At 74.5% G+C, this 18319-nt stretch carries 16 protein-coding genes; 2 read left to right on the top strand and 14 right to left on the bottom strand.

All coding sequences use genetic code 11. The annotated features are described in order from the left end of the window. The 14 genes from OERS_RS18795 to OERS_RS18730 all read right to left on the bottom strand — a co-directional run. Positions 1-774: thiolase family protein (locus tag OERS_RS18795; RefSeq protein WP_282956074.1), on the bottom strand; the 774-nt coding region annotated here is incomplete at its 3' end. After that, positions 771-2204: an AMP-binding protein gene (locus OERS_RS18790; RefSeq protein WP_068627575.1), complete on the bottom strand. Its 1434-nt coding sequence runs from the start codon at positions 2202-2204 to the stop codon at positions 771-773. The genes OERS_RS18790 and OERS_RS18795, both read right to left, overlap by 4 nt. A gap of 18 nt (positions 2205-2222) precedes the next feature. Continuing rightward, on the bottom strand, positions 2223-2957 hold the full coding sequence (locus OERS_RS18785; protein ID WP_248948758.1) for a biotin transporter BioY: 735 nt from the start codon (positions 2955-2957) through the stop codon (positions 2223-2225). Positions 2958-3164: 207 nt separating this feature from the next. Continuing rightward, positions 3165-3689: a hypothetical protein gene (locus OERS_RS18780; protein ID WP_139107946.1), complete on the bottom strand. Its 525-nt coding sequence runs from the start codon at positions 3687-3689 to the stop codon at positions 3165-3167. A gap of 311 nt (positions 3690-4000) precedes the next feature. Then, entirely contained in the window at positions 4001-5044 is a 1044-nt protein-coding gene (locus OERS_RS18775; protein WP_068627573.1) for an FHA domain-containing protein, read from the bottom strand. Beyond that, positions 5041-6324 (bottom strand): VWA domain-containing protein, encoded by a 1284-nt coding sequence (locus tag OERS_RS18770; protein ID WP_056648528.1) that lies wholly within the window; start codon positions 6322-6324, stop codon positions 5041-5043. Before OERS_RS18770 ends, OERS_RS18775 begins: the two co-directional genes overlap by 4 nt. A gap of 22 nt (positions 6325-6346) precedes the next feature. Beyond that, positions 6347-7585, bottom strand: a complete 1239-nt coding sequence (locus OERS_RS18765) for a protein phosphatase 2C domain-containing protein (protein ID WP_068627572.1) — start codon at positions 7583-7585, stop codon at positions 6347-6349. Next, positions 7582-9939, bottom strand: coding sequence for a serine/threonine-protein kinase (locus OERS_RS18760; RefSeq protein ID WP_068627571.1), 2358 nt, complete (start codon positions 9937-9939; stop codon positions 7582-7584). The genes OERS_RS18765 and OERS_RS18760 overlap by 4 nt, the downstream gene beginning before the upstream one ends. After that, the gene (locus tag OERS_RS18755; RefSeq protein ID WP_248948756.1) at positions 9939-11132 is read right to left on the bottom strand and encodes a hypothetical protein; all 1194 of its coding nucleotides are present in this window, start codon (positions 11130-11132) and stop codon (positions 9939-9941) included. Before OERS_RS18755 ends, OERS_RS18760 begins: the two co-directional genes overlap by 1 nt. Next, positions 11129-12139, bottom strand: coding sequence for a glutamate ABC transporter substrate-binding protein (locus OERS_RS18750; RefSeq protein ID WP_139107945.1), 1011 nt, complete (start codon positions 12137-12139; stop codon positions 11129-11131). The genes OERS_RS18755 and OERS_RS18750 overlap by 4 nt, the downstream gene beginning before the upstream one ends. After that, entirely contained in the window at positions 12136-13503 is a 1368-nt protein-coding gene (locus tag OERS_RS18745; protein ID WP_056648534.1) for a hypothetical protein, read from the bottom strand. Before OERS_RS18745 ends, OERS_RS18750 begins: the two co-directional genes overlap by 4 nt. Then, a complete protein-coding gene (locus tag OERS_RS18740) occupies positions 13500-15251 on the bottom strand; it encodes an AAA family ATPase (protein WP_068627570.1) in 1752 nt (583 codons plus the stop codon). The genes OERS_RS18745 and OERS_RS18740 overlap by 4 nt, the downstream gene beginning before the upstream one ends. Then, on the bottom strand, positions 15248-15805 hold the full coding sequence (locus tag OERS_RS18735; protein ID WP_056648536.1) for a hypothetical protein: 558 nt from the start codon (positions 15803-15805) through the stop codon (positions 15248-15250). The genes OERS_RS18740 and OERS_RS18735 overlap by 4 nt, the downstream gene beginning before the upstream one ends. 10 nt (positions 15806-15815) lie before the next feature. Continuing rightward, positions 15816-17033, bottom strand: a complete 1218-nt coding sequence (locus tag OERS_RS18730; protein ID WP_056648538.1) for a toxic anion resistance protein — start codon at positions 17031-17033, stop codon at positions 15816-15818. Positions 17034-17250: 217 nt separating this feature from the next. Between OERS_RS18730 and OERS_RS18725 the strand changes: the two genes are divergently transcribed. Continuing rightward, a complete protein-coding gene (locus OERS_RS18725) occupies positions 17251-17883 on the top strand; it encodes an alpha/beta hydrolase (protein WP_068627569.1) in 633 nt (210 codons plus the stop codon). A gap of 30 nt (positions 17884-17913) precedes the next feature. Then, the gene (locus OERS_RS18720; protein WP_068627568.1) at positions 17914-18249 is read left to right on the top strand and encodes a hypothetical protein; all 336 of its coding nucleotides are present in this window, start codon (positions 17914-17916) and stop codon (positions 18247-18249) included. Positions 18250-18319: the final 70 nt, after the last annotated feature.

Raw genomic sequence — 18319 nt, 5'->3', positions numbered from 1 at the left:
AGCCCGGTCAGCGACGGTCGCGGCCCCGTCGCTGACCGGGCTCGCTGTGCCCGCGGTCACGGAGCCGCCGGGCGTGAAGGCGGACGGGAGGCGCGCGAGCAGCGTGGGATCGAGCCTGCGGGCGCGCTCGTCGCGGGCGAGGCCGCCGACCGGGACGACCTCCGCGTCGAAGCGGCCCTCGGCGTGCGCGGCCAGGGCGCGGGCGTGCGAGCGGGCGGCGTAGGCGTCCTGGCGCTCGCGGCCGAGGCCGCGCTCGCGGGCCAGGACGTCGGCCGCAGGGCCCATGTCGGGGTCGCCGAGCGCGGCCGGGGTGAACGGGGCGCGGTCGTAGGGCACGGGCGGGGCCCCCGATCCGCGAGGCGGGCGGTGGGCGCGCAGCGGGGCGGTCGAGGCGCTCTCCACGCCTCCAGCCAGGACCAGGTCGCCGTCGCCGGCGCGGACGCCCTGGGCCGCGAGCAGGATCGCTGCCAGGCCGCTGCCGCACTGCCGGTCGATCGTGAGGCCGGGCACGCGGTCGGTCAGCGGACCGGCGGGGTCGCGCAGGGCGGCGGCGAGGACCGCGACGCGGGCGAGGTTCCCGCCGGGTCCCGTGCAGTTCCCGAGCACGACGTCCTCGACGCCCAGCCCGTGGGCCGCCGGGAGGTCGGCGAGCACCGCGCCGAGGACGGGGGCGGCGAGGTCGGTCGCCGAGAGGTGGGCGTGCCCGTGGTTCGCCGTGCCGATCCAGGTCCGCCGCGCGGCGACGACCACGGGGGAGTCGGGGGACGCGCTCACCGCAGCGCCTCGTACGCGGGGCCGCCGGACAGCAGAGCCTCGCTGATCGCGCCGCGCGCGGCCTTGCCCGACGGCGTCCGCGGCAGCTCGCGCACGCCGTACCAGCGCCGCGGGCGCTGGGCCGCGGAGAGCGAGGCCCGGGCCACCCGTTCGAGGTGGGCGCGCAGGCCCGGCCGGTCGGCGCACTGCACCACGGCCGTCACGACCGCGCCCAGGCGGCGGTGCGGGGTGCCGACGACCACGACGTCCTCGACTCCCGGGATTGCGCGCAGCACGACCTCGACGTCCTCGGGGACCACGGTCGCGCCGCCCGTGAGGATCGCGCCGTCGCCGCGCCCGCGCAGGACCAGGGGGGTGTCCGGGTGGCTGGGGGTGGGGAGCTCCGCGAGGTCGCCCACGGTCGCCCACTCACCCTCGCGGCGGAACGGGCCGGTCGCGCGCGCGAGGTAGCCCTGCGCGACCCACGGCGACCGCACCCAGACCTCGCCGAGCGTCGCGCCGGGCAGCTCGCGCACCTCGACCTCGACCCCGGGGAAGGGGCGGAGGCCCGTGCCGTCGGTGTCGATCGCGACGAACGACAGCTCGACGGCCCCGTAGTAGGTCACGACGCCGACCCCGGCGCGCGCCGCGCGCTCGCGCACGTCCGCGGGGAGCGAGGCACCGCCGACCACGGCGGTCCGCAGGCGGCTCGGAGCACCCGCCTCGATCGCGTCGAGGATCGGTTCGAGCGCCGAGGGGACGAGGTGCACGACGTCGGAGGTCGCCAGGGCCGTGGTGATCGCGGCGGCCCCCGTGGCGAGCTGGACGCACGCCCCCGTCGAGAGCGTGTGCACGGCCGCGAAGCAGTAGAGCGAGGACGCGAGCGGGCCGGGGACCAGCACGGTGTCCTCGGACCGGGTGCCCGTGAGGCGCGCGGCCGCGGGGAAGGACCCTGCCCAGGAGTCGCGGGTGCGGACGACCGCGCGCGGGCGACCCGTGCTCCCCGACGAGAACCCGGCCCACGCGAGGGCCGATACCGAGGGCTCGGGGGGAGCGACGTCGTCGGGCAGGCTGCTCGCGGCCGGGCCGCTGAGCGGGGCGAGCGCGTCCCCGGCGCTGCCACGCGGGAGCGGGACCTCGACGAAGCCGGCCGGGGCGATCGTCCGCAGGACCTCGGCGCGCTGGGCGCGCGACCACGTGTGGTCGCAGACCAGGGGAGTCGCGCCCGCGAGGTCGATCGCGAGGAGGGCCGTGAGGAGGTCGACCGGGTCGGGCAGCGAGATCGCGACGACGTCGCCCACGACCGTCCCGGTCGCCCGCAGGAACTCCGCTCCCGCCGCGACGTCGGCGGCGAGGGCTCGGTAGGTGCGGGAGCGCTCCGGTGAACGCAGCGCGCAGCGACCCCCTGCGGAGCTGCGTGCGTGCGCGATGACGGCGTGGGCGACGGGCATGAGGGGATCGTAGGTCGATCAGGCCGTGGGGCTCGCGGCGGGCCGCTGCCCGGTGGAGCGTCCGGGGCTCTGGGGGCGGCGCAGCGGCGAGGCCGCGGGGTAGGCACGGACCACGCCGACCGTGACCGAGGCCGCGATCACGGCCTTGAGGACGTCGCCCGGGAGGTACATGAGCGAGCCGGTCGCGACGGTCTGGAGGGGGAAGCCCGTGACGAGCGCATGGAGCGGGATGCCCAGGGCGTACATGACGAGCATGCCGCCCACGACGCTCGCGGCCAGGACCCGCCAGAACGTCAGGGTGCGGAACCGCTCGACGATCAGGCCGACGACCGCTGCTCCCACCACGAAACCGATCAGGTAGCCGACCGACGGGCCCACGAAGACCGCGGGGCCGCCGCGGCCGCCCGACAGGAGCGGGAGGCCCGCCGCGACCAGGGCCAGGAACGTGAGCATCGCGAGCGCGCCGCGCCACGCGCCCAGGAGGGCTCCGGCGAGCATGACGCCCAGGGTCTGGAGCGTGATCGGGACGGCGTTGCCGAACAGGGCCAGCGAGCCGGGCATGCCGAGGACCGCGGTGAGCGCGGCGAACGTCGCGATGCGGGCGGCGTCGGCGGCGGTGAGGCGCCAGCGGGAGGAGGCAGGGTCCAGGGCCGCGGCCGGCTGGTCCGGCGTGGTCGGCACGTCGGGGTGCTCGCTGCCGGGCACGTCGATGGGGACGTCTGCGGGCAGGTCGGTGCGCACTGGGCGGGCCACGGGGTCTCCTCGGGAAGGGCGTGAGGTGCCGGGTGGCACGAGTCCACTCTTGTCGGAGACGGGATGCCGGTGCGTCGGCGCCACGAATCAGGGAGGGCAGGGTGCGTTGGCGGAAGTCGACAACCGGTTGGAGGAAACCTCCAACCGGTGTGGCCTCGCAGGGCCCTGGCTTGAGGAATCGTCTCGGCATGGTCGCCGGGCGTAGGCCTACGGGCGCTGGCGGCGACGCCCCACGACCTGCTGGTCGAACAGCGCGATCGCCGCACCGACCCGCCTGCGCAGGTATCGCTCCTCGGTCACGGTCCAACGGGGTGAGCAGTCGTCCTGCCCGACGAGCCGCGGGACGCACGCCACGGTGAGCTTGCGGTGGCAGGCGTCCGCGACGCGCCCACGGTCTCCCCAGGGCGTTCCCGTGCTGCGCGCGATGTCGCCTGCGAGGTTCCATGCGTGGAGTGCCGCCTCGGCGTCGAGGGCTCGCCGTCGGTGAGCGAGCCACTCGAGGGCAGGAGTCAGGTCCGTCCGCGTCGTCTCGTCGTGAGCCACGTCCCAGCCCTCGACGGCTGCCGCGGCGAAGCAGTCCTCGGGGCTCGCCCACGTGAGCACCCTGCCGTCCCGGGTCGCGACGACGTCGCCGCCGTCGGCGCCCTCACCCCAGCACAGGGTGGTGGACCTGTCGTAGCGCAAAACCTCGAGAGCGTAGCCGGATCGAGGGCCCGCTGATGCTGTGCTCATACCGGCATCTTGCCCCCTCGAGGGCGAGGATCTGCTCCTCGATGTGCCTGGACGTCCGGGCACACCCCGTCCCGGTGGGGACGGCCCCGGGGGTGGGAGGTGTCGTTCGCGCAGCCACCACCATTGTTGCGGCTGCGCGAACAACACCCCGGCCCCCGGGGCGTGCGGACGGCGCGCCGACCGTGGCAGCCGCGCCCGCCGTCGGGCCGCGTCCGACCTGATCGCACGCGCCCGAAGCGACACGCCCACGACGACCAGCGGCGCGGCCCCGGCCTCAGCCGGTGACCGCGCCACCCGTCACACCACGAGGGTCAGACCTCGCCAGGCATCGCCTTGCGGATCACGAGCCGCGTCCACCCACCGAGGTAGATGCGGTCGCCGTCGGCGACCTCGCGGCGCTGACCGGCCGGGATCGGGTCGATCGGCAGCTCGCCGCCCGCAGGGCTCAGGTACGTCCCGTTGGAGGACTGGAGGTCCTCGACCCACCAGCGCTGCCCGTCGGTGTTGAGCTGGCAGTGCCGCCGCGAGACGCCCGAGTCGGCGCCGCAGTCGATCTGCGGGTGGATGTTGCGCGACGCCGACGGGCGCCCCACGAGCACGCTGCGCTCGCGCAGCACCACGAGCCCGGGCAGCCCGGCCGAGGGCAACGGGTCCTCGGCCTTCTGCGCCTGGTACCAGTCGGGGTCGATCCACACCTCGACGACCCACTGGTCCTCGCCCGGCACGGGCGGGGTGGGCAGGTGCGTCCCCGTGCCCGACGGCGTCGCGCCCGTCCGTGCGGACGTCGCCTCGCCCTCGGCCGGGTCTGTCGGGTCGGCAGGAGCACCGGGAGCGACGAGCGGACCCGTCCCCGGGTCACCGGCGGCGACCGCAGCAGTCGACGGGCCACCCGCCCCGGGATCGCCCCCGGGCGGCGTCAGGGCTGCCGGGGCCGACAACGGGTCGGCGGACGGCGCGGCCGCGGGCGACCCCGCGGGAGGAGCGACCGGGTCCAGGTCGAGCGACGACGCCGGGGGAGCGAGCGGCCCGGACGCCCCGGCAGGCGCACCTGCCGGGACCGGGGTCGCCGCCGACGGTGCCTCGGCGGGCTCGGGCAGCGAGCCCGTCGTGAAGTCGTAGCCGCAGTTCTCGCAGAACAGCGCACCGGCCGCGGCCGGGAACGAGCAGTGCGGGCACGTGATCGGTTCGCCGCTTCCGGCACCCTCACCAGCACCAGCGGCGGTCGCGCCGGGTCCCGCAGAGCCGGAGGACACGGCCCCCGACGCGCCGCTCGACGCAGCCGCCATGGGCTCGCCGCACACGTCGCAGTAGTCGGTCGACTCGGACGCGTGCCCGTTGGGGCAGATCGCGCTCATCGCTTGACCCGCGTGGTCTTGGTCGAGGCGGTGTCGAGGGCCATCTCGTCGAGCTTGTCGGTGTTGCGCTTGAGGCGTACCGTGCCCTGCTCCTCGCTCTCGATCTCCACGACCTTGCGCAGGCGCGAGGTCGCCTCGTCGTTGCCCGTCTCGGCCGCGAGCTGGACCGCGCGGCCGAGCTTGACCGTGGCCGTCGCCTCGTCGCCCGCGGCCTTGGCCGCGAGGCCCTCCTGGATCGCGGACGCGAGCTCGGCCTGACCCGTGTAGTGCGCGACCTCGGGGTTGATGCGCGTGGTGAGCGCGCCGTCGTCGGACCACTTGGCCTTGACGAGACCCGACGAGACCACCTCGCCGTTCACGGCGAGCTGCACGCGCGCCGCGAGCTGCTCGGAGCCCACGGGCTTCGAGGCCACGCGCACGGCCACGTGGTAGTCGCGCGTCTCGTCGCCCCACGACCCCGTGGGGTAGGAGCCCGTGAGCGGGTTGACCACGGCGCGGCGCGTCGTGAGGTCCTCGACCGTCGGGGCGACCTGGCGGACGAACAGCACCTGGGCGCCCTGCGGGGCCCACACGCGCAGGTCCGCGGAGGCCACGCCGCGCGACATGGACTTCTGGATGAGCGACGAGAAGTCGGCCGCGATCTCGCTCGGGTCGGCGATCAGGTCGACCGTCCCGAGCAGGGCCGTCGAGATCTCGCGCAGCTCGTCGACCTGCCAGCGCGACCCGACGCCTCGCGCGTCGCACTGGAACTTCCCGGTCACGTTGCGCACGACCTGCGAGAGGTTCTCGCGCGGCTCGGACTCGTTCTTGCCGTCCGTCAGCAGGATCGCGTGGCGCTGGGCGGCCTGGGGCACGGTGTCGAAGAGCTGGGCCGCGAGCTGGAGCCACGTGCTCATCGCGGTGCCGCCCGACGGGCTCATCATCGCGATGGCCCGCTTGGCCTCCTCGCGCGCCGCAGGCTCCATCTGGACCATCGCGACGCGCGCGTTGGGGTAGGGGAACGCGCGCTGCGCGACGTGGCTGCCGCCGACGATCGCGAACCAGGTCCCGTCGAGGATCTGGTCGACCGCGACCTGCGCCGCGTACTTGGCGGACTCCATGTTGCGCCCCGACATCGAGCCGGACGTGTCGACCATGATGATCTCGGCGACGCCGCCCCCGGAGGTCGCGGCGCCAGCCTGACCTGCCCCTCGGGCGGTCACCGTCACGATGGCGTGCACATCCGTGGCGCCCTCGGACAGGAACTCGTTCTGGAAGACCTCGGCGGAGAACTCGGCCATGGGTTCTGGGCTCCTTCGTGGATCAGAGGGCGCGCGTCGCGGGCTCGTCGCCCGTGACAGCGTCTGTGTGCAGGTTATCGGAGGTGGCCGAGGCGGGGAGCGCCTCGAACCGGGCGAGGGTCGCCGTGATGTTGTCGCGGCCGCCCTGGGCGTTGGCCCAGCGCACGAGCTCGGTCGCCAGCGCCCGGGGCTCGCGCCCCGTCGTGGCCTCGGTCGAGCGCACGAGGTCCGCGAGGTCGTCGGCCGCCGAGCAGTAGTTCCACAGGCCGTCCGAGCAGACCAGCAGCCAGCCCGACGAGTCCGGGACCGTCGGGGCGCACCGCGCGGCCGGGTCGGTCGAGTCGGGGCCGAGCCAGCGCGTGATCGCGTGCGCCTGGGGAGAGTTCTCGGCCACGTGGCGCGGGGTGCCCATGGCCATGAGCTCGTGCGCCCACGAGTCGTCGACGCTGAGCTGGCGGGCCGTGCCGGCGTCGGGGATCCAGTAGGCGCGCGAGTCGCCGACCCATCCCGCGACGATCAGCGGGCCGTCCACGACGGCCGCGACGAACGTGCACGACGGCGGCTCGGCCCGCTCGGCCTTGTCACCCACCGCGACCAGCACGGCGTCGTTCGCGGTCGTCGAGGCCGCGACCATGAGGGCCTGCCAGGCCCGGATGCGCTCGGTGACGTCCCCCGTGACGGGGGTGGCGCCGTCGGGCCCGCCGGACGCGAGCACGTCCCGGGCCGCACGCGCGGCCGCGAGGCTCGCGACGTCCGAGTCGGGCGCGGCCGAGACCCCGTCGCACACCACGAGCGCTGCGAAGCGCCCGGCCGTGGCCGGGTCGCCCGACGCGGCGAGCGCCATGGCGTCCTCGTTGCGCGCGTGGCGGATGCCGCGGTCGCACACGCCCGCGACCCACGGTGCGGGCCGCTCGGCCCAGTGGTCGCGCTCGACCTGGGCCTTCTCGCCGCACTGCTCGCAGTAGCCGTCGTCCGCGACGGTCCCGCCGCAGCTCGTGCAGGGGCGGTGCGTGGCGACGGGCGGCGGAGGCACCGGGTCGGCCGCGGGGTCGCCCGGGGGATCGGTCGGCTTGAGGTCGGCGGGGGGCTCGGGCAGCGCCGGCACCGGAGGGCGCGCCAGCACGGGCGGCCCGCCCGCAGCGACCGTCGCGGGCCCGACGTCGGAGCCGCAGTTCTCGCAGAACCTCGCCCCGGGAGCGGGGAGCTCACCGCACGTGGAGCACGGTGCGAGCACGCCGGTCGGCGTGTCCTCCGCGCTCACGTCGTGGTCCAGCGGCGCACGGCGTTGGCCTGGTCGACCAGGTCGATGCGCGCGATCTTGTCCTCGGTCAGCGTCGCCATCTCGCGGTAGGCCCCCTCGAGAGCGTCGCGCAGCGGCGGCTCCTTGGGCTCGACCCCGCCGATGCGCACGGTGCCGACCTGCTTGGTGGGCGCGGCCGTGACCTCCTCGAGCGCCGAGCGGAGCACGTCGATCGAGAGCGAGACCCGCTCGCGCGGGGGGATCGCGACCGACTCGACGCTCGCGAGCGCCTCGGCCAGGGCCGGGAGCCCGCGGCCCGAGCCCGCGAGCAGGCGTGCGCGGCGCATGCGGGCGTCGGTGTAGGAGCTGCGGGTCGGGGTGACCAGGTCCAGGGCGTGCAGCGCCCCGTCGAGGTCGCCGCGGGCCTGGCGGATGCGGGCGAGCCCGAACGCCGCGGGGGCCGTGTAGTTGGCGTCCGAGCGGGCGCAGATCACGTAGAGCGACTCGGCGATGTCCGGCTCGCCGCTGACCTCGCACGAGACGGCGAGCGCGAGCTTGGGCGCGAGCTCGCCGGGCACCTGGCCGTAGACCGCGTTGAACGAGGCGCGGGCTGCTGCGGCCTCGCCGCGCGCGAGCTCGGCCAGCCCGCCGATCCATGCCGCGCGCCACTCCCACGGGTCGTCGGTGAGGATCGAGGCGATGGTCTTGTCGACCTCGGCGAAGCGGCGGTGCTCGATCGCCGCACGGGCGTAGGCGAGGCGGACCTCGACCGTGCCCTCGGGGGCGGCGGCGAGCGCGGCCATGCGGGCAGCCGGGTCGGCGATGTTGACGCCCGCGAGCCAGCTGGCCATGGGGTCGGACTCGTCGACCTTGAGCGCGGGCAGCGCGTCCCAGGTCAGGGGCGCGTCGGCGTCGTCGGACACGGGGGCCTCGAAGAGCATCGACGCGGCCGAGTGGAGCGCCCCGCTGCCCGGTCCGCGGTCGGTCGCGACGACCTCGCGCAGGACCCCGATGAGCTGGGCGCGCATCTCGTCGATCGTGGCGAAGCGGTCGGACGGGTCGAGCGCGCAGGCCTTGGCGAGCAGCCGGTAGAACGAGTCGTACTTCTGGAAGACGGGTGTCTCGGCGACGGGCGGCAGGGAGGCGACGTACGTCGTCTGGTTGCCGCGGAAGTCGAGCACGAGCGTGGCGAGCGAGCGCCCGATCGTGTAGATGTCGGACGCGACCGAGGTCCCGACCTCCGCGACCTCGGGGGCCTGGTAGCCCACGGTCCCGAAGATCGCCGACGTCATGTCGTCGAGGCGTCGCACACCGCCCAGGTCGATGAGCTTGACCCCGTCGCCCTGCTGGATCATGTTGTCGGGCTTGAAGTCGCAGAAGATCAGGCCCAGGTCGTGCAGGTAGGCGAACGCGGGCAGGATCTCGAGCACGAACGCGAGCGCCTGGTCCACGGGCAGCGGGTCCACCACGCCGTTGTTCTCGTCGCGGCGGTCCTTGAGGATCTCCTTGAGCGACTTGCCGCCCACGTACTCCATGACGGTGTAGCCCGCGCCATCGTGCATGACGAAGTTGTAGATCTCGACGATGAGCGGGTGCTCGACCTCCGCCAGGAACTGGCGCTCGGAGATCGCGGCCGCGAACGCGTCGGGGTCCCCCGAGTTGAGCAGGCCCTTGAGCACGACCCAGCGGCCCGAGACGTTCTGGTCGCGCGCGAGGTAGATCCAGCCCAGCCCGCCGTGCGCGAGGCAGCCCACGACCTCGTACTGACCGCCGACGACGTCGCCGGGCGAGAGCTGCGGGTCGAAGGAGAACGCGGTGCGGCACTGGGGGCAGAAGCCCGAGGTGCGGCCCGGTACGCCGTCGCGCGAGCGGCCCACCTTGGCGCCGCACGTGGGGCAGAAGCGCTTGGACTCGGCGAGCTCGGGCACGGCCATGATGGCCTGGAGCGGGTCGCGGACCGGGGCGCTCGGGACGGTCGTCAGTCCCGCGCCGAGCCGGTGGCCGCGCAGGCGGGTCGAGGACGTGCCCACCCGGCGCGTGGACTTGGTCCCCGTCACGGCCGAACGGGCCGAGCCGAGCGCAGCGCTCGCGAGCTGGGTCGAGCTGGTCCGGCCCGTGCGCGTGGACACGGCCTCGCCCTCGGGGCCGGGGCCGGCCGCATAGTTGGGAGCGGCCTGGGCGATGCCCGTGCCGAGCATGGCGGACGGCGACGCTGCCGCGCCGGGCGACGTCGTCGTGCCCGTGGTGCCGCCCGTGGAGGGCGCGGGCGACGCGGACGATCCGCCCGGGGAGCCGCAGACGTTGCAGTAGCCGTCCTCGATGAAGCCGTCGCAGCCCGGCTGGGCGCACGGCTCCTGCGTGGTCGATGTGGTCATCAGGACGATCCTTCCTGGCCCGGGACGGGCGACGATCCAGGGGCGGGAGACGAGAGGTGAGCAGGCAGGTCGCGGGTCAGGAACTGGTACTGCTCGACGAGGAAGCGCAGGAGGACGACGTCGCACGGCACGGCCTCGCCGGCCGCGCGGGCCTCGGCGAGTCCCGAGCGGACCGTCGGGGACACGCTGCGCCCGTTCGTGTCGGCCCGCACCCGGTAGGCGTCGAGCCGGTAGCGGAGCTCGGCGCGCTCGCGCAGCGGCGCGGAGTAGGAGGCCTCGACCGTGTCGAAGGCACGCGCGACGGTCGCGAGGCGCGTGAGGAACCCGTCGAGCCCGGCCCGGTCCGCGGGGACCTCGCCGAGCCGAGAGACGTCGGGCACCGCGAGGCGCGGGGGAGCGGCGATCTCGCGCCGGCACCGGGCCGCGAGCTCGCGCAGCGAGGGCTCGCGCGCCTCGAGGGCCGCGTAGCGCTCGACGGCCTGCCTGCGGTCGCGGGCGAGCTCGCGGCGCTCGGAGGCGCCCACGATGAGGTCGCGCTCGGTGCGCGCGACCTCGGCCTCGAGCTCGGTGAGGGGGCCCGTGACGTCGGCACCGTTCGACGCCTTGTCGCGCAGCCTCGTCCACCGCTCGCGCAGCTTCTCGACGCGCCCGCGAGCCGTGGTGTCGGAGCCCGCGAGCTCGTCGCAGCGTGCCAGCTCGGCACGCAGGCCACGGAAGCGCGCGACCTCGTCGGCCGCGTTCGGGTCGAACGAGAGCCGCGTGCGCAGGGCGGACACGATCGCGTCGCACAGCCGCGTGGCCTCGACGAGCGAGACGAGCGACGAGCCGTCGGGCGAGCTGAGCCGGCCCCAGACGAGCTGGGAGATCTTCTCGCGACCCACCGCGTCGGCGCGCCCCGAGTCCCACACGACGCCCATCTCGTCGGCGCGCGTGCGGGCCGCCTGCCAGAGCGTCATGGCCAGCAGCATGTCGGCCGTGTACGTCTCGGGTGACGCCGCGGCCTGGGCGGCAGCGTCCAGGCGGTCGAGCTCGGTCCGCCGGGCACGCAGCCACTCCTCGAGGCGCGAGAGGTAGTCGTACAGCTCCGCCGCGGGGATCGCCTCGCCGAGACGTCCGGGCGCGCTCGGAGCCTGCTGGGTCCGGGGGGCGACGGGCGGACCGGCAGCAGGGGAGGCGGACGAGGCAGGGGTCACGGCGTGCGGCCGTAGACGGCGACGGGCGGCGCGGGGGCCGGGCCGAGCACGCCGAGCCACTCGTCGTACAGCGCCGTCCACGTGCCGTCGGTGCGCATCTGCTCCAGGACGCCGTTGACGAACTTGACCATGTCGACGTTCTGGGCCGGGATGCCCAGGCCGTAGGGCTCGTCGGAGATCGCCTGGCCCACGACCTTGGCGTACGGGTCCTGGGCCGCGAAGCCCGCGAGGATCGTGTCGTCGCCCGTGATCGCGTCGACCTTGCCCTGCTGGAACAGCGCGAGGCAGCCCGTGTGCGTGGTCGCGGGGACCGCGGTGATGTCGGGGTACTCCTGGAGGCGCTCGAGCGTCGTGGTGCCGTCCGGTGCGCACACCCGCTGGCCCGCGAGGTCCGCGATGCCCTGCGCCTCGGAGTCGCGCGTCACGAGGACCTTCTGGCCCGCGTGGTAGTACTCCGAGGAGAACGCGATGGTCTCCCAGCGCTCGCAGTTGATCGTGAAGGCGCGGGCGACCACGTCGACCTCGCCGTTCTCGAGGACCTCGAGGCGCTGGCCCGAGGTGATGACACGGAACTGCAGCCGGTCCGGGTCGCCGAAGATCGCGTTCGACACCTGGTGCAGCACGTCGATGTCGAAGCCCTCGATCTGGCCGCTGAGCGGGTTGCGGGCTCCGAGCTGGAGGGTGTCGGCCGAGACGCCCACGACCAGCGAGCCGCGGTCGCGGATCGCGGCCATGGTGCTGCCCGCGGGCAGGGCGCCCGGTCCGGGCAGGGGGCCGTCGGGGGCGTAGGACGCGACGGGGTTCTCGCACGTCGCCGCGGCGGCGACCGAGGAACCGGCCGCGCCGGCGGCCGCGCTGCCCGAGGTCCCCACGACCGAGGTGACCGGTGCTCCCGCCGCCGGTCCGGCGTCGGGCGTGGCGCAGCCGGCCAGGACCAGGGCACCCGAGAGCCCCAGCGCCACCAGGGCGCCCAGGCGCCCGCTCTTGCGGAAGGTCGAGGTGATCACCGGTACTCCTCCAGTCGGACGTTCAGGCCGCGCCAGGCGAGGACCGCCGCAGCGAGGCCCGCGGCCAGCAGGAGCCAGCCCGCGAGGGCCGAGCGGTTGCCGGCCGAGGCGAGGTCGGCCTGCGTGGCCTTGATGTTCTCGGCGATGTCGGACGTGACCGTCTGCGAGAACGCGGCGAACGCGGCGTTCGGGCCGCCCTCGTCGGCGCTCGTGGCGAGCGCGACCGCTCCGTCCCAGTCTCCCGCGTCGTCGAGCGCGCGGATCGCCTGGTGCTGGACGACCCAGTCGTCGAGGTACCCCGCGGACGTCCCGTCGAGGTTCCCGTCGGCGGCTGCCTGGTCGAGGCGCTGCGCGGCGTCCGCGGTCAGCTCGACGAACGACTCCTCGTAGGTCTGGCCCGACCCGCGCTTGATGAGCGTGAAGCTCTCCATGGCCTTGGCGTCGTTGGCCTCGGAGTACGCGGTCGACGCCGCGAGCGTCGCGGCGTAGGGGCCGTCGCGGACGGCGGCGGCGGCGCTGTTGGTCTGGCTCAGCAGGACGGCCCCGCCCACACCCACGACCAGGAGCACGATGCTCGCGACCAGGAGCCCCACGTTGAGGACGCGGTGCGTGCGCTTGGCGAGCCACACCTGCGTGACGATCAGCAGCGCGAGGCACAGCAGGCCCGCCGCGAGGATCCACATCGCGTTGCGCACCATCGACAGGTCGGACGCGACGCGCTCGGCGTTGTCGTCGACGAGCGTCGTGAGCGTCGGCAGGATCTCGTCGCGCAGCAGGGTCGAGGCCTGGTCCAGGTAGGCCGATCCCACCGGGAAGCCCTGCCGGTTGTTCGCACGGGCCTGCTCGATCAGGCCCGTGTAGACCGTGACCTGCGAGGCGACCACGCCCAGCTCGGTCGCGTCGGCGCTGTTGGAGCCCGCGAGCTCGGCGAGCCGGATCGAGGCGTTGGCGATCGCGTCGTCGTAGCGCGCGCGCTGGTCCGCGGGCTCGAGGCCGCCGACCAGGAACGCGTTCGTCGCCGAGGCGTCCGCGACGACCAGGTTGTTGCGCACGTCCTGGATGCCCACGAGCTGGCTCGTGTCCGAGCGCGCGTCCTCGAGCGCGATCCCCTGGACGCGCGCGGCCTGGAAGCCGAGCGCGCCGAAGACGATCGAGGCGAGCACGCACACCGCGAGGGCGATCCGCAGCTTGCCCGGGGTGCGGCGCAGCGCGCTGCGGACCCCGGCCCGGCGTTCCGCACGCTCCTGGGCCTGCGTCAGGGAGGCTGTCCCGGTCTGCCCGCCCGGCTGGCCGGGGTGGGCGGGCTGGACGGCCCGACCGGGCGCGGGGGCGGACCCGGGCGGCGGCGTCAGGGTCTGGCTCATGCAGGCTCCTCCTGAGGGGAGACGGTCGCGTCGGTGGGCTGGTCGTCGTCGGGCTGGTCGTCGTCGAGGGGGTCGGCGAGGTCGAGGGCGTCGTCCGCCGCGGTGGGCTCGTCGAGCACGTCCGCGGGCGGCACGTCCTCGGTGGGCGTCGTCTGCAGGATGCTCTCGGGGGCCTCGCCCGCGGGGAGCAGGTCCTCGGGCAGGAGCCGGCGCAGCTCGTCGAGCGTGGGCTCGGGCGTGTCCTTGAGGCGCCACGCGTGCCGGGCGATGGCCGCGTCCAGGACGTTGCGCGCGTGGCGGCCGTTGCCGAACCCCTCGGTGCGCGGCACGAGCGAGACCATCTGCTCGAACCGGTCGAGGGTCGTGGGCAGCGGCTCGAAGTCGGCCGAGGTGGCCATGCGCTCGAAGATCCCGCGCAGCTCGGCGTCCGAGTAGTCGTCGAACGTGATGGTCGTCGAGAAGCGTGACTCGAGGCCGGGGTTGGTCGCGATGAACCCGGCCATGGGGCCGGGGTACCCGGCGACGATCACCACGAGGTCGTCGCGGTGGTCCTCCATGTCCTTGACGAGCGTGTTGATGGCCTCGGCGCCGTACTGGTCCTCCGCGAGGCCGTACGCCTCGTCGATGAACAGCACGCCGCCGATCGCGGTCGCCACGACCTCCGAGGTCTTGACGGCCGTCTGGCCCAGGTAGCCCGCGACGAGCTCGGAACGGTCGACCTCGACCAGGTGCCCCTTGCTCAGCAGCCCGAGCGCGCGGTAGATCCCGGCGACCAGGCGCGCGACGGTCGTCTTGCCCGTCCCGGGGTTGCCGAGGAACACGAGGTGGCGCGTGAGCGTGGGCCGGGTCAGGCCTGCGGCCGTGCGGAGCTGCTCGATGCGCAGGAGCTCGGTCTGCTGTCGGATCTCGTGCTTGACCCGGTCGAGCCCGATCAGCGCGTCGAGCTCGGCCAGGAGCTCCTCGAGCGACCGGGGCGGCTCGGCCTCGGTCTCCTCGTCGGCGGGGGCGTCGCCCGTGGTCGCGCTCTGCGTGCCGCCTGAGGCCTGGTTGCCCGGGGTGCCCGACGGCGCCGCGTGCGCCTCGGACTGCGCGCCGCCCGGGGTGCGCGCACCCAGGGCGTCGAGGATCGCGTCGACCGTCGGGAGGACGTCCTGCGCCGGGGGGCGCAGCCCGCCCGCGCCGACGAGAGAGCCCAGGTCGAACGGGTTCGTGCCGCTCGGGAGGGTCGGGTCGAACGCGGGCGTGGGGAAGCGGGTGGGCGCGCCGTGCGGCGGGTGGAGCGGGCCGGCCGCTGACGGCACCGCAGGATGCGGCCCTGCGGGCGGCGGCGCGGCGGTGTGCGGCTGGGCCGCGGCCCGCTGCACGGCCGTCGTGGACGCGGCGTTGGCGGACGCCGCGAGCCCGGGGGAGCCCAGGGCGCCGGCCGCGTCGATCACGGTCGCGAGAGCCTCGGCGTAGGCGGCCGCGTGCTCCGAGCCGGCCAGCACGAGCGTCGTGAGCTGGTCGGTCGGGGCCGAGCGCCACCGGCGACCGCGCTGGGCGGCCTCGAAGAACGCGGTGAAGTCGTCGGGGGCGCGGCCCACGGCATCGAGCCACGCGGGGGCCGCGCCCGTGGACGACTCGGCCACCGCGGCGGCGAGACGCTCGCCCTCGCGCGTGACGTCGTCGGGCACGAGGCCCCCCTGGCGACCCACCTCGGTCAGTGCCGCGATGCTGCGGGCGAGCGCCCCCTGGCGCGCGGCGCTCATGGTCGTTCCAGCCCGCCCGGGGTGCCCGGCGCCTGAGGCTGGGCCGAACCGAGCCCGGCCTCGGGGGCCAGGGCGATCGAGGACGTCTGGAACTTCTCCGCGAGGAACTGGCCGTGCGCGACGAGCGCCACGGCGTCGGCGCGCGAGACCGCGTCGGAGATCTTGTCGAGCGTCACGCCCAGCAGGTCGAGCTGGTCGCACAGGATCATGAGCGAGGTCTTGCCGCGGTTGATGACGCGCGTGTCCGCGAAGTCGCGCGGCAGGCGCAGGTAGCCGCCCACGGCCTCCGGGAGGTAGCTCGTCGCGGTCGCCACGACCGTGTGCGCCTGGGCCGTGCCGCCGCCCAGGCGGTCGAGGCGCGGCGCCATGTCGTCGACGGTCTTCGCGATGCGGTTCACGCGTGCGGTCACCGCGGGCGGGACCCTGCCCTCGATCTGCGCCTGGACGGCGTCGACCGAGGCGAGGATGTCCGCGCTCGTGGGCGCCGGAGGCAGCGCAGGGATCTCCGGCGGGCGGTTGCGCCCGCCGCCGAACAGGTTCTGGAACCAGCCCATGGTGTCCGGATCAGACCTTTCCGAGGTCGAGCGCGCCCGTGGCGGCACCGGTCTGGTCGCCCTGGGCCACGCGGTCCAGGTACTCGCGGGCCTTGGTCGTCTCGGTCTCCAGGACGCCGATGGTCTGCGCCATCGAGTCCAGGGCTTGGACCTTGAACGTCGAGATCGAGTCCATGGTCGCGTAGATGTTCTGGAACGCGGCCTGGAGCTGGGGGAGCCCGACGGTCGCGCTCGCGGCCTGCGACTGGATGGACGCCGACTGGTCCGCGAGCATCTTGGACGTCGAGGCGATCATGTTCGACGTCGTGGTGTTGAGCGCCGTGATCTGGTCCAGGACGAGCTTCTGGTTGGCGAGGGCCTGGGCCACGATGACGGCCGTGCGCAGAGCGGAGACGGTCGTGGTGGTCGCGCGGTCGACGCCCTTGATGAGCTCGACGTTGTTCTTGATGACGATGTCGATCGCGAGGTAGCCCTGGATGGACACCGCGAGCTGGGTCAGGAGGTCCTGGTGCTTCTGACGGACGTAGAACAGGACGTCCTCGCGCAGGGCCTTGGCCTTCTCCGGGTCCGTCGCGTCGAGCTCGGCCGTCTTGGCGGACAGCTGCGCGTCGAGGCGCTCGGCCACGTAGATGTACTGGTTGAGGCGCGCCATGGTGTCCCACAGGTGCTGCTTCTCGAGGTTGAGGGCCGCGTTGTCCTTGCGGAGCTCGTCCTGGCCGTCGTAGAGCGCGCGGATGATCGCGTTGAGGTGGCCCTGTGCCGACTCGTAGCGGCGGAAGTAGTCCGTCAGCTTGTCGCCGAACGGGATGAACCCGAGGATCTTGCGGCCCATGCTGGCCTCGGACGGGTCGAGGTTCTCGACCGTGCGGCGCAGCTCGAGGAGCGTGCTGCCCACCTTGGAGCCCTCGGACAGCCCACCCTCCTTGAGGGCGCGCACGGGCGTGGCCAGCAGGCGGTTCGAGGAGTCGGCCGCGGTGCGGATGTCCTGGTCGCCCATGGTGCGCACGTCGTTGGCCTTGGCGGCGAACTCGGGAGAGCGGGCGTCGGAGGCCATGAGCGCGTCCAGGTAGGACGTGACCTTCTGGTCCAGGCCGGGGATCGCTGCCTCGTCGACGCGCGGGGCCATCGCGGGAGCCTGCGTGGTCGCGACGGGCTTCACGGGCTCGGGCGCGGAGAGCACGAGGTGCTCGGTCGCGGCGGGGGGCTGGAGCGGTGCTGCCTCGGTCATCGTGATCCTTCGCTCGTGTCTGCCGGTCGCCGGCCGGGGCGCTGACCGGTCGCCGATCCTGGAGCAGGGGTCGGCGCGAGACCCACCCCTGGAACCCGGCGAACCGGGCAAGCCGGTCCATCGACCGGTCCCGGGAGTATATCTGCGACGGGTGGCCGGTTCTTTACTCTTTCACGCCCTGAGGGGGGTGAGAACTCCCCATGGAAGGATTCTCGGCATGAGCGCTGAGATCACGGTCCACGTCCGCGGCAGCAACCGCGCAGGACGCCCCCTCCTGCTGCTGCTCCACGGGTTCGGCTCGCACGAGCACGACCTGCCCGCGATCGCCGGGCACCTGCCGCCGGTGTGGGACTGGGCGTCGTTGCGGGCACCCCTGGCAGCGGGCAACGGCGGGTTCTCGTGGGTACCTATCGAGGTGCCCGGGCGCCCCGACCCGCAGGTCGTGGCCGACTCGACCGCCGCGGTCCTCGCATGGCTCGACGTGAACGTCGAGCCGGGGACCGTCGTCGTGCCCGTGGGGTTCTCGCAGGGAGGGCTCATGGTGACCCAGCTCCTGCGGGCCGCGCCCGGGCGGTTCGCGGCGGGCGTCGTGCTGTCGGGCTTCGTGCTCGACGCGGTGCTGCCCGGTGACGAGGCGCTCGCGGCGCGTCGGCCGCCCGTGTTCTTCGGGCACGGCGGCGCGGACCAGGTCATCTCGCCCGACGCGACGGCGCGGACGTCGGCCTGGCTCCCGCAGCACGCCGACGCGACCGAGGTCGTGTACCCGGGGCTGCCGCACTCGATCAGCGCCGAGGAGCTCGCCGACGTCTCGACGTTCCTGGAGAAGGTGCTGCCGGACGCCGCCGAGTAGCGGTAGGTGAGCCTCGGTACGGTGTGAGCAATGGCCCTCGAGACCACGACCTCGATCCTGCGCCGGACCTGGCTGCTCGTCGCCGCGGCGACGGGAGTGCTGGGGTTGTCTCTCGGGCGCATCTGGTGGCTCGCGTGGCCACGGGCCGGCGTCTGCCTCGCGATCCGTCCCGCGCCTCCTGGGTGCGAGCTCGTGGACCGGGTGCCGGTGGCCGTGGCGTGGACCGTCGTGCTCGTGGTCTCGTCTGTCGCGGTCCTGTGGGTTGCGCGCTCCCGGCCGTCACGTCCGCGGTGGGCGTCGTGGACCGCGCTCGCGCTCCTGGTGGCCCTCGGCCTGATCGCGTCCGAGGCGACGAGGCTCGCCTAGCTCTGCTCGCCTCGGCCGCGGGCCGACGCCGGAGCGCGCGTCCGCGGGACGTCTCGCCTGGGGCTGGGGC

The organism is Oerskovia enterophila, assembly GCF_001692445.1.
GTDB lineage: Bacteria > Actinomycetota > Actinomycetes > Actinomycetales > Cellulomonadaceae > Oerskovia > Oerskovia enterophila.
This window is presented reverse-complemented; position numbering and strand designations above follow the sequence as displayed.

What these genes read in the sequence shown, in the direction of transcription:
- OERS_RS18740 (WP_068627570.1), bottom strand. Translation starts at nt 15,251, where the DNA reads ATGAGCGCCGCGCGCCAGGGGGCGCTCGCCCGCAGCATCGCGGCACTG.
- OERS_RS18745 (WP_056648534.1), bottom strand. Translation starts at nt 13,503, where the DNA reads ATGAGCCAGACCCTGACGCCGCCGCCCGGGTCCGCCCCCGCGCCCGGT.
- OERS_RS18780 (WP_139107946.1), bottom strand. Translation starts at nt 3,689, where the DNA reads ATGAGCACAGCATCAGCGGGCCCTCGATCCGGCTACGCTCTCGAGGTT.
- OERS_RS18775 (WP_068627573.1), bottom strand. Translation starts at nt 5,044, where the DNA reads ATGAGCGCGATCTGCCCCAACGGGCACGCGTCCGAGTCGACCGACTAC.
- OERS_RS18770 (WP_056648528.1), bottom strand. Translation starts at nt 6,324, where the DNA reads ATGGCCGAGTTCTCCGCCGAGGTCTTCCAGAACGAGTTCCTGTCCGAG.
- OERS_RS18725 (WP_068627569.1), top strand. Translation starts at nt 17,251, where the DNA reads ATGAGCGCTGAGATCACGGTCCACGTCCGCGGCAGCAACCGCGCAGGA.
- OERS_RS18790 (WP_068627575.1), bottom strand. Translation starts at nt 2,204, where the DNA reads ATGCCCGTCGCCCACGCCGTCATCGCGCACGCACGCAGCTCCGCAGGG.
- OERS_RS18760 (WP_068627571.1), bottom strand. Translation starts at nt 9,939, where the DNA reads ATGACCACATCGACCACGCAGGAGCCGTGCGCCCAGCCGGGCTGCGAC.
- OERS_RS18720 (WP_068627568.1), top strand. Translation starts at nt 17,914, where the DNA reads ATGGCCCTCGAGACCACGACCTCGATCCTGCGCCGGACCTGGCTGCTC.
- OERS_RS18730 (WP_056648538.1), bottom strand. Translation starts at nt 17,033, where the DNA reads ATGACCGAGGCAGCACCGCTCCAGCCCCCCGCCGCGACCGAGCACCTC.
- OERS_RS18735 (WP_056648536.1), bottom strand. Translation starts at nt 15,805, where the DNA reads ATGGGCTGGTTCCAGAACCTGTTCGGCGGCGGGCGCAACCGCCCGCCG.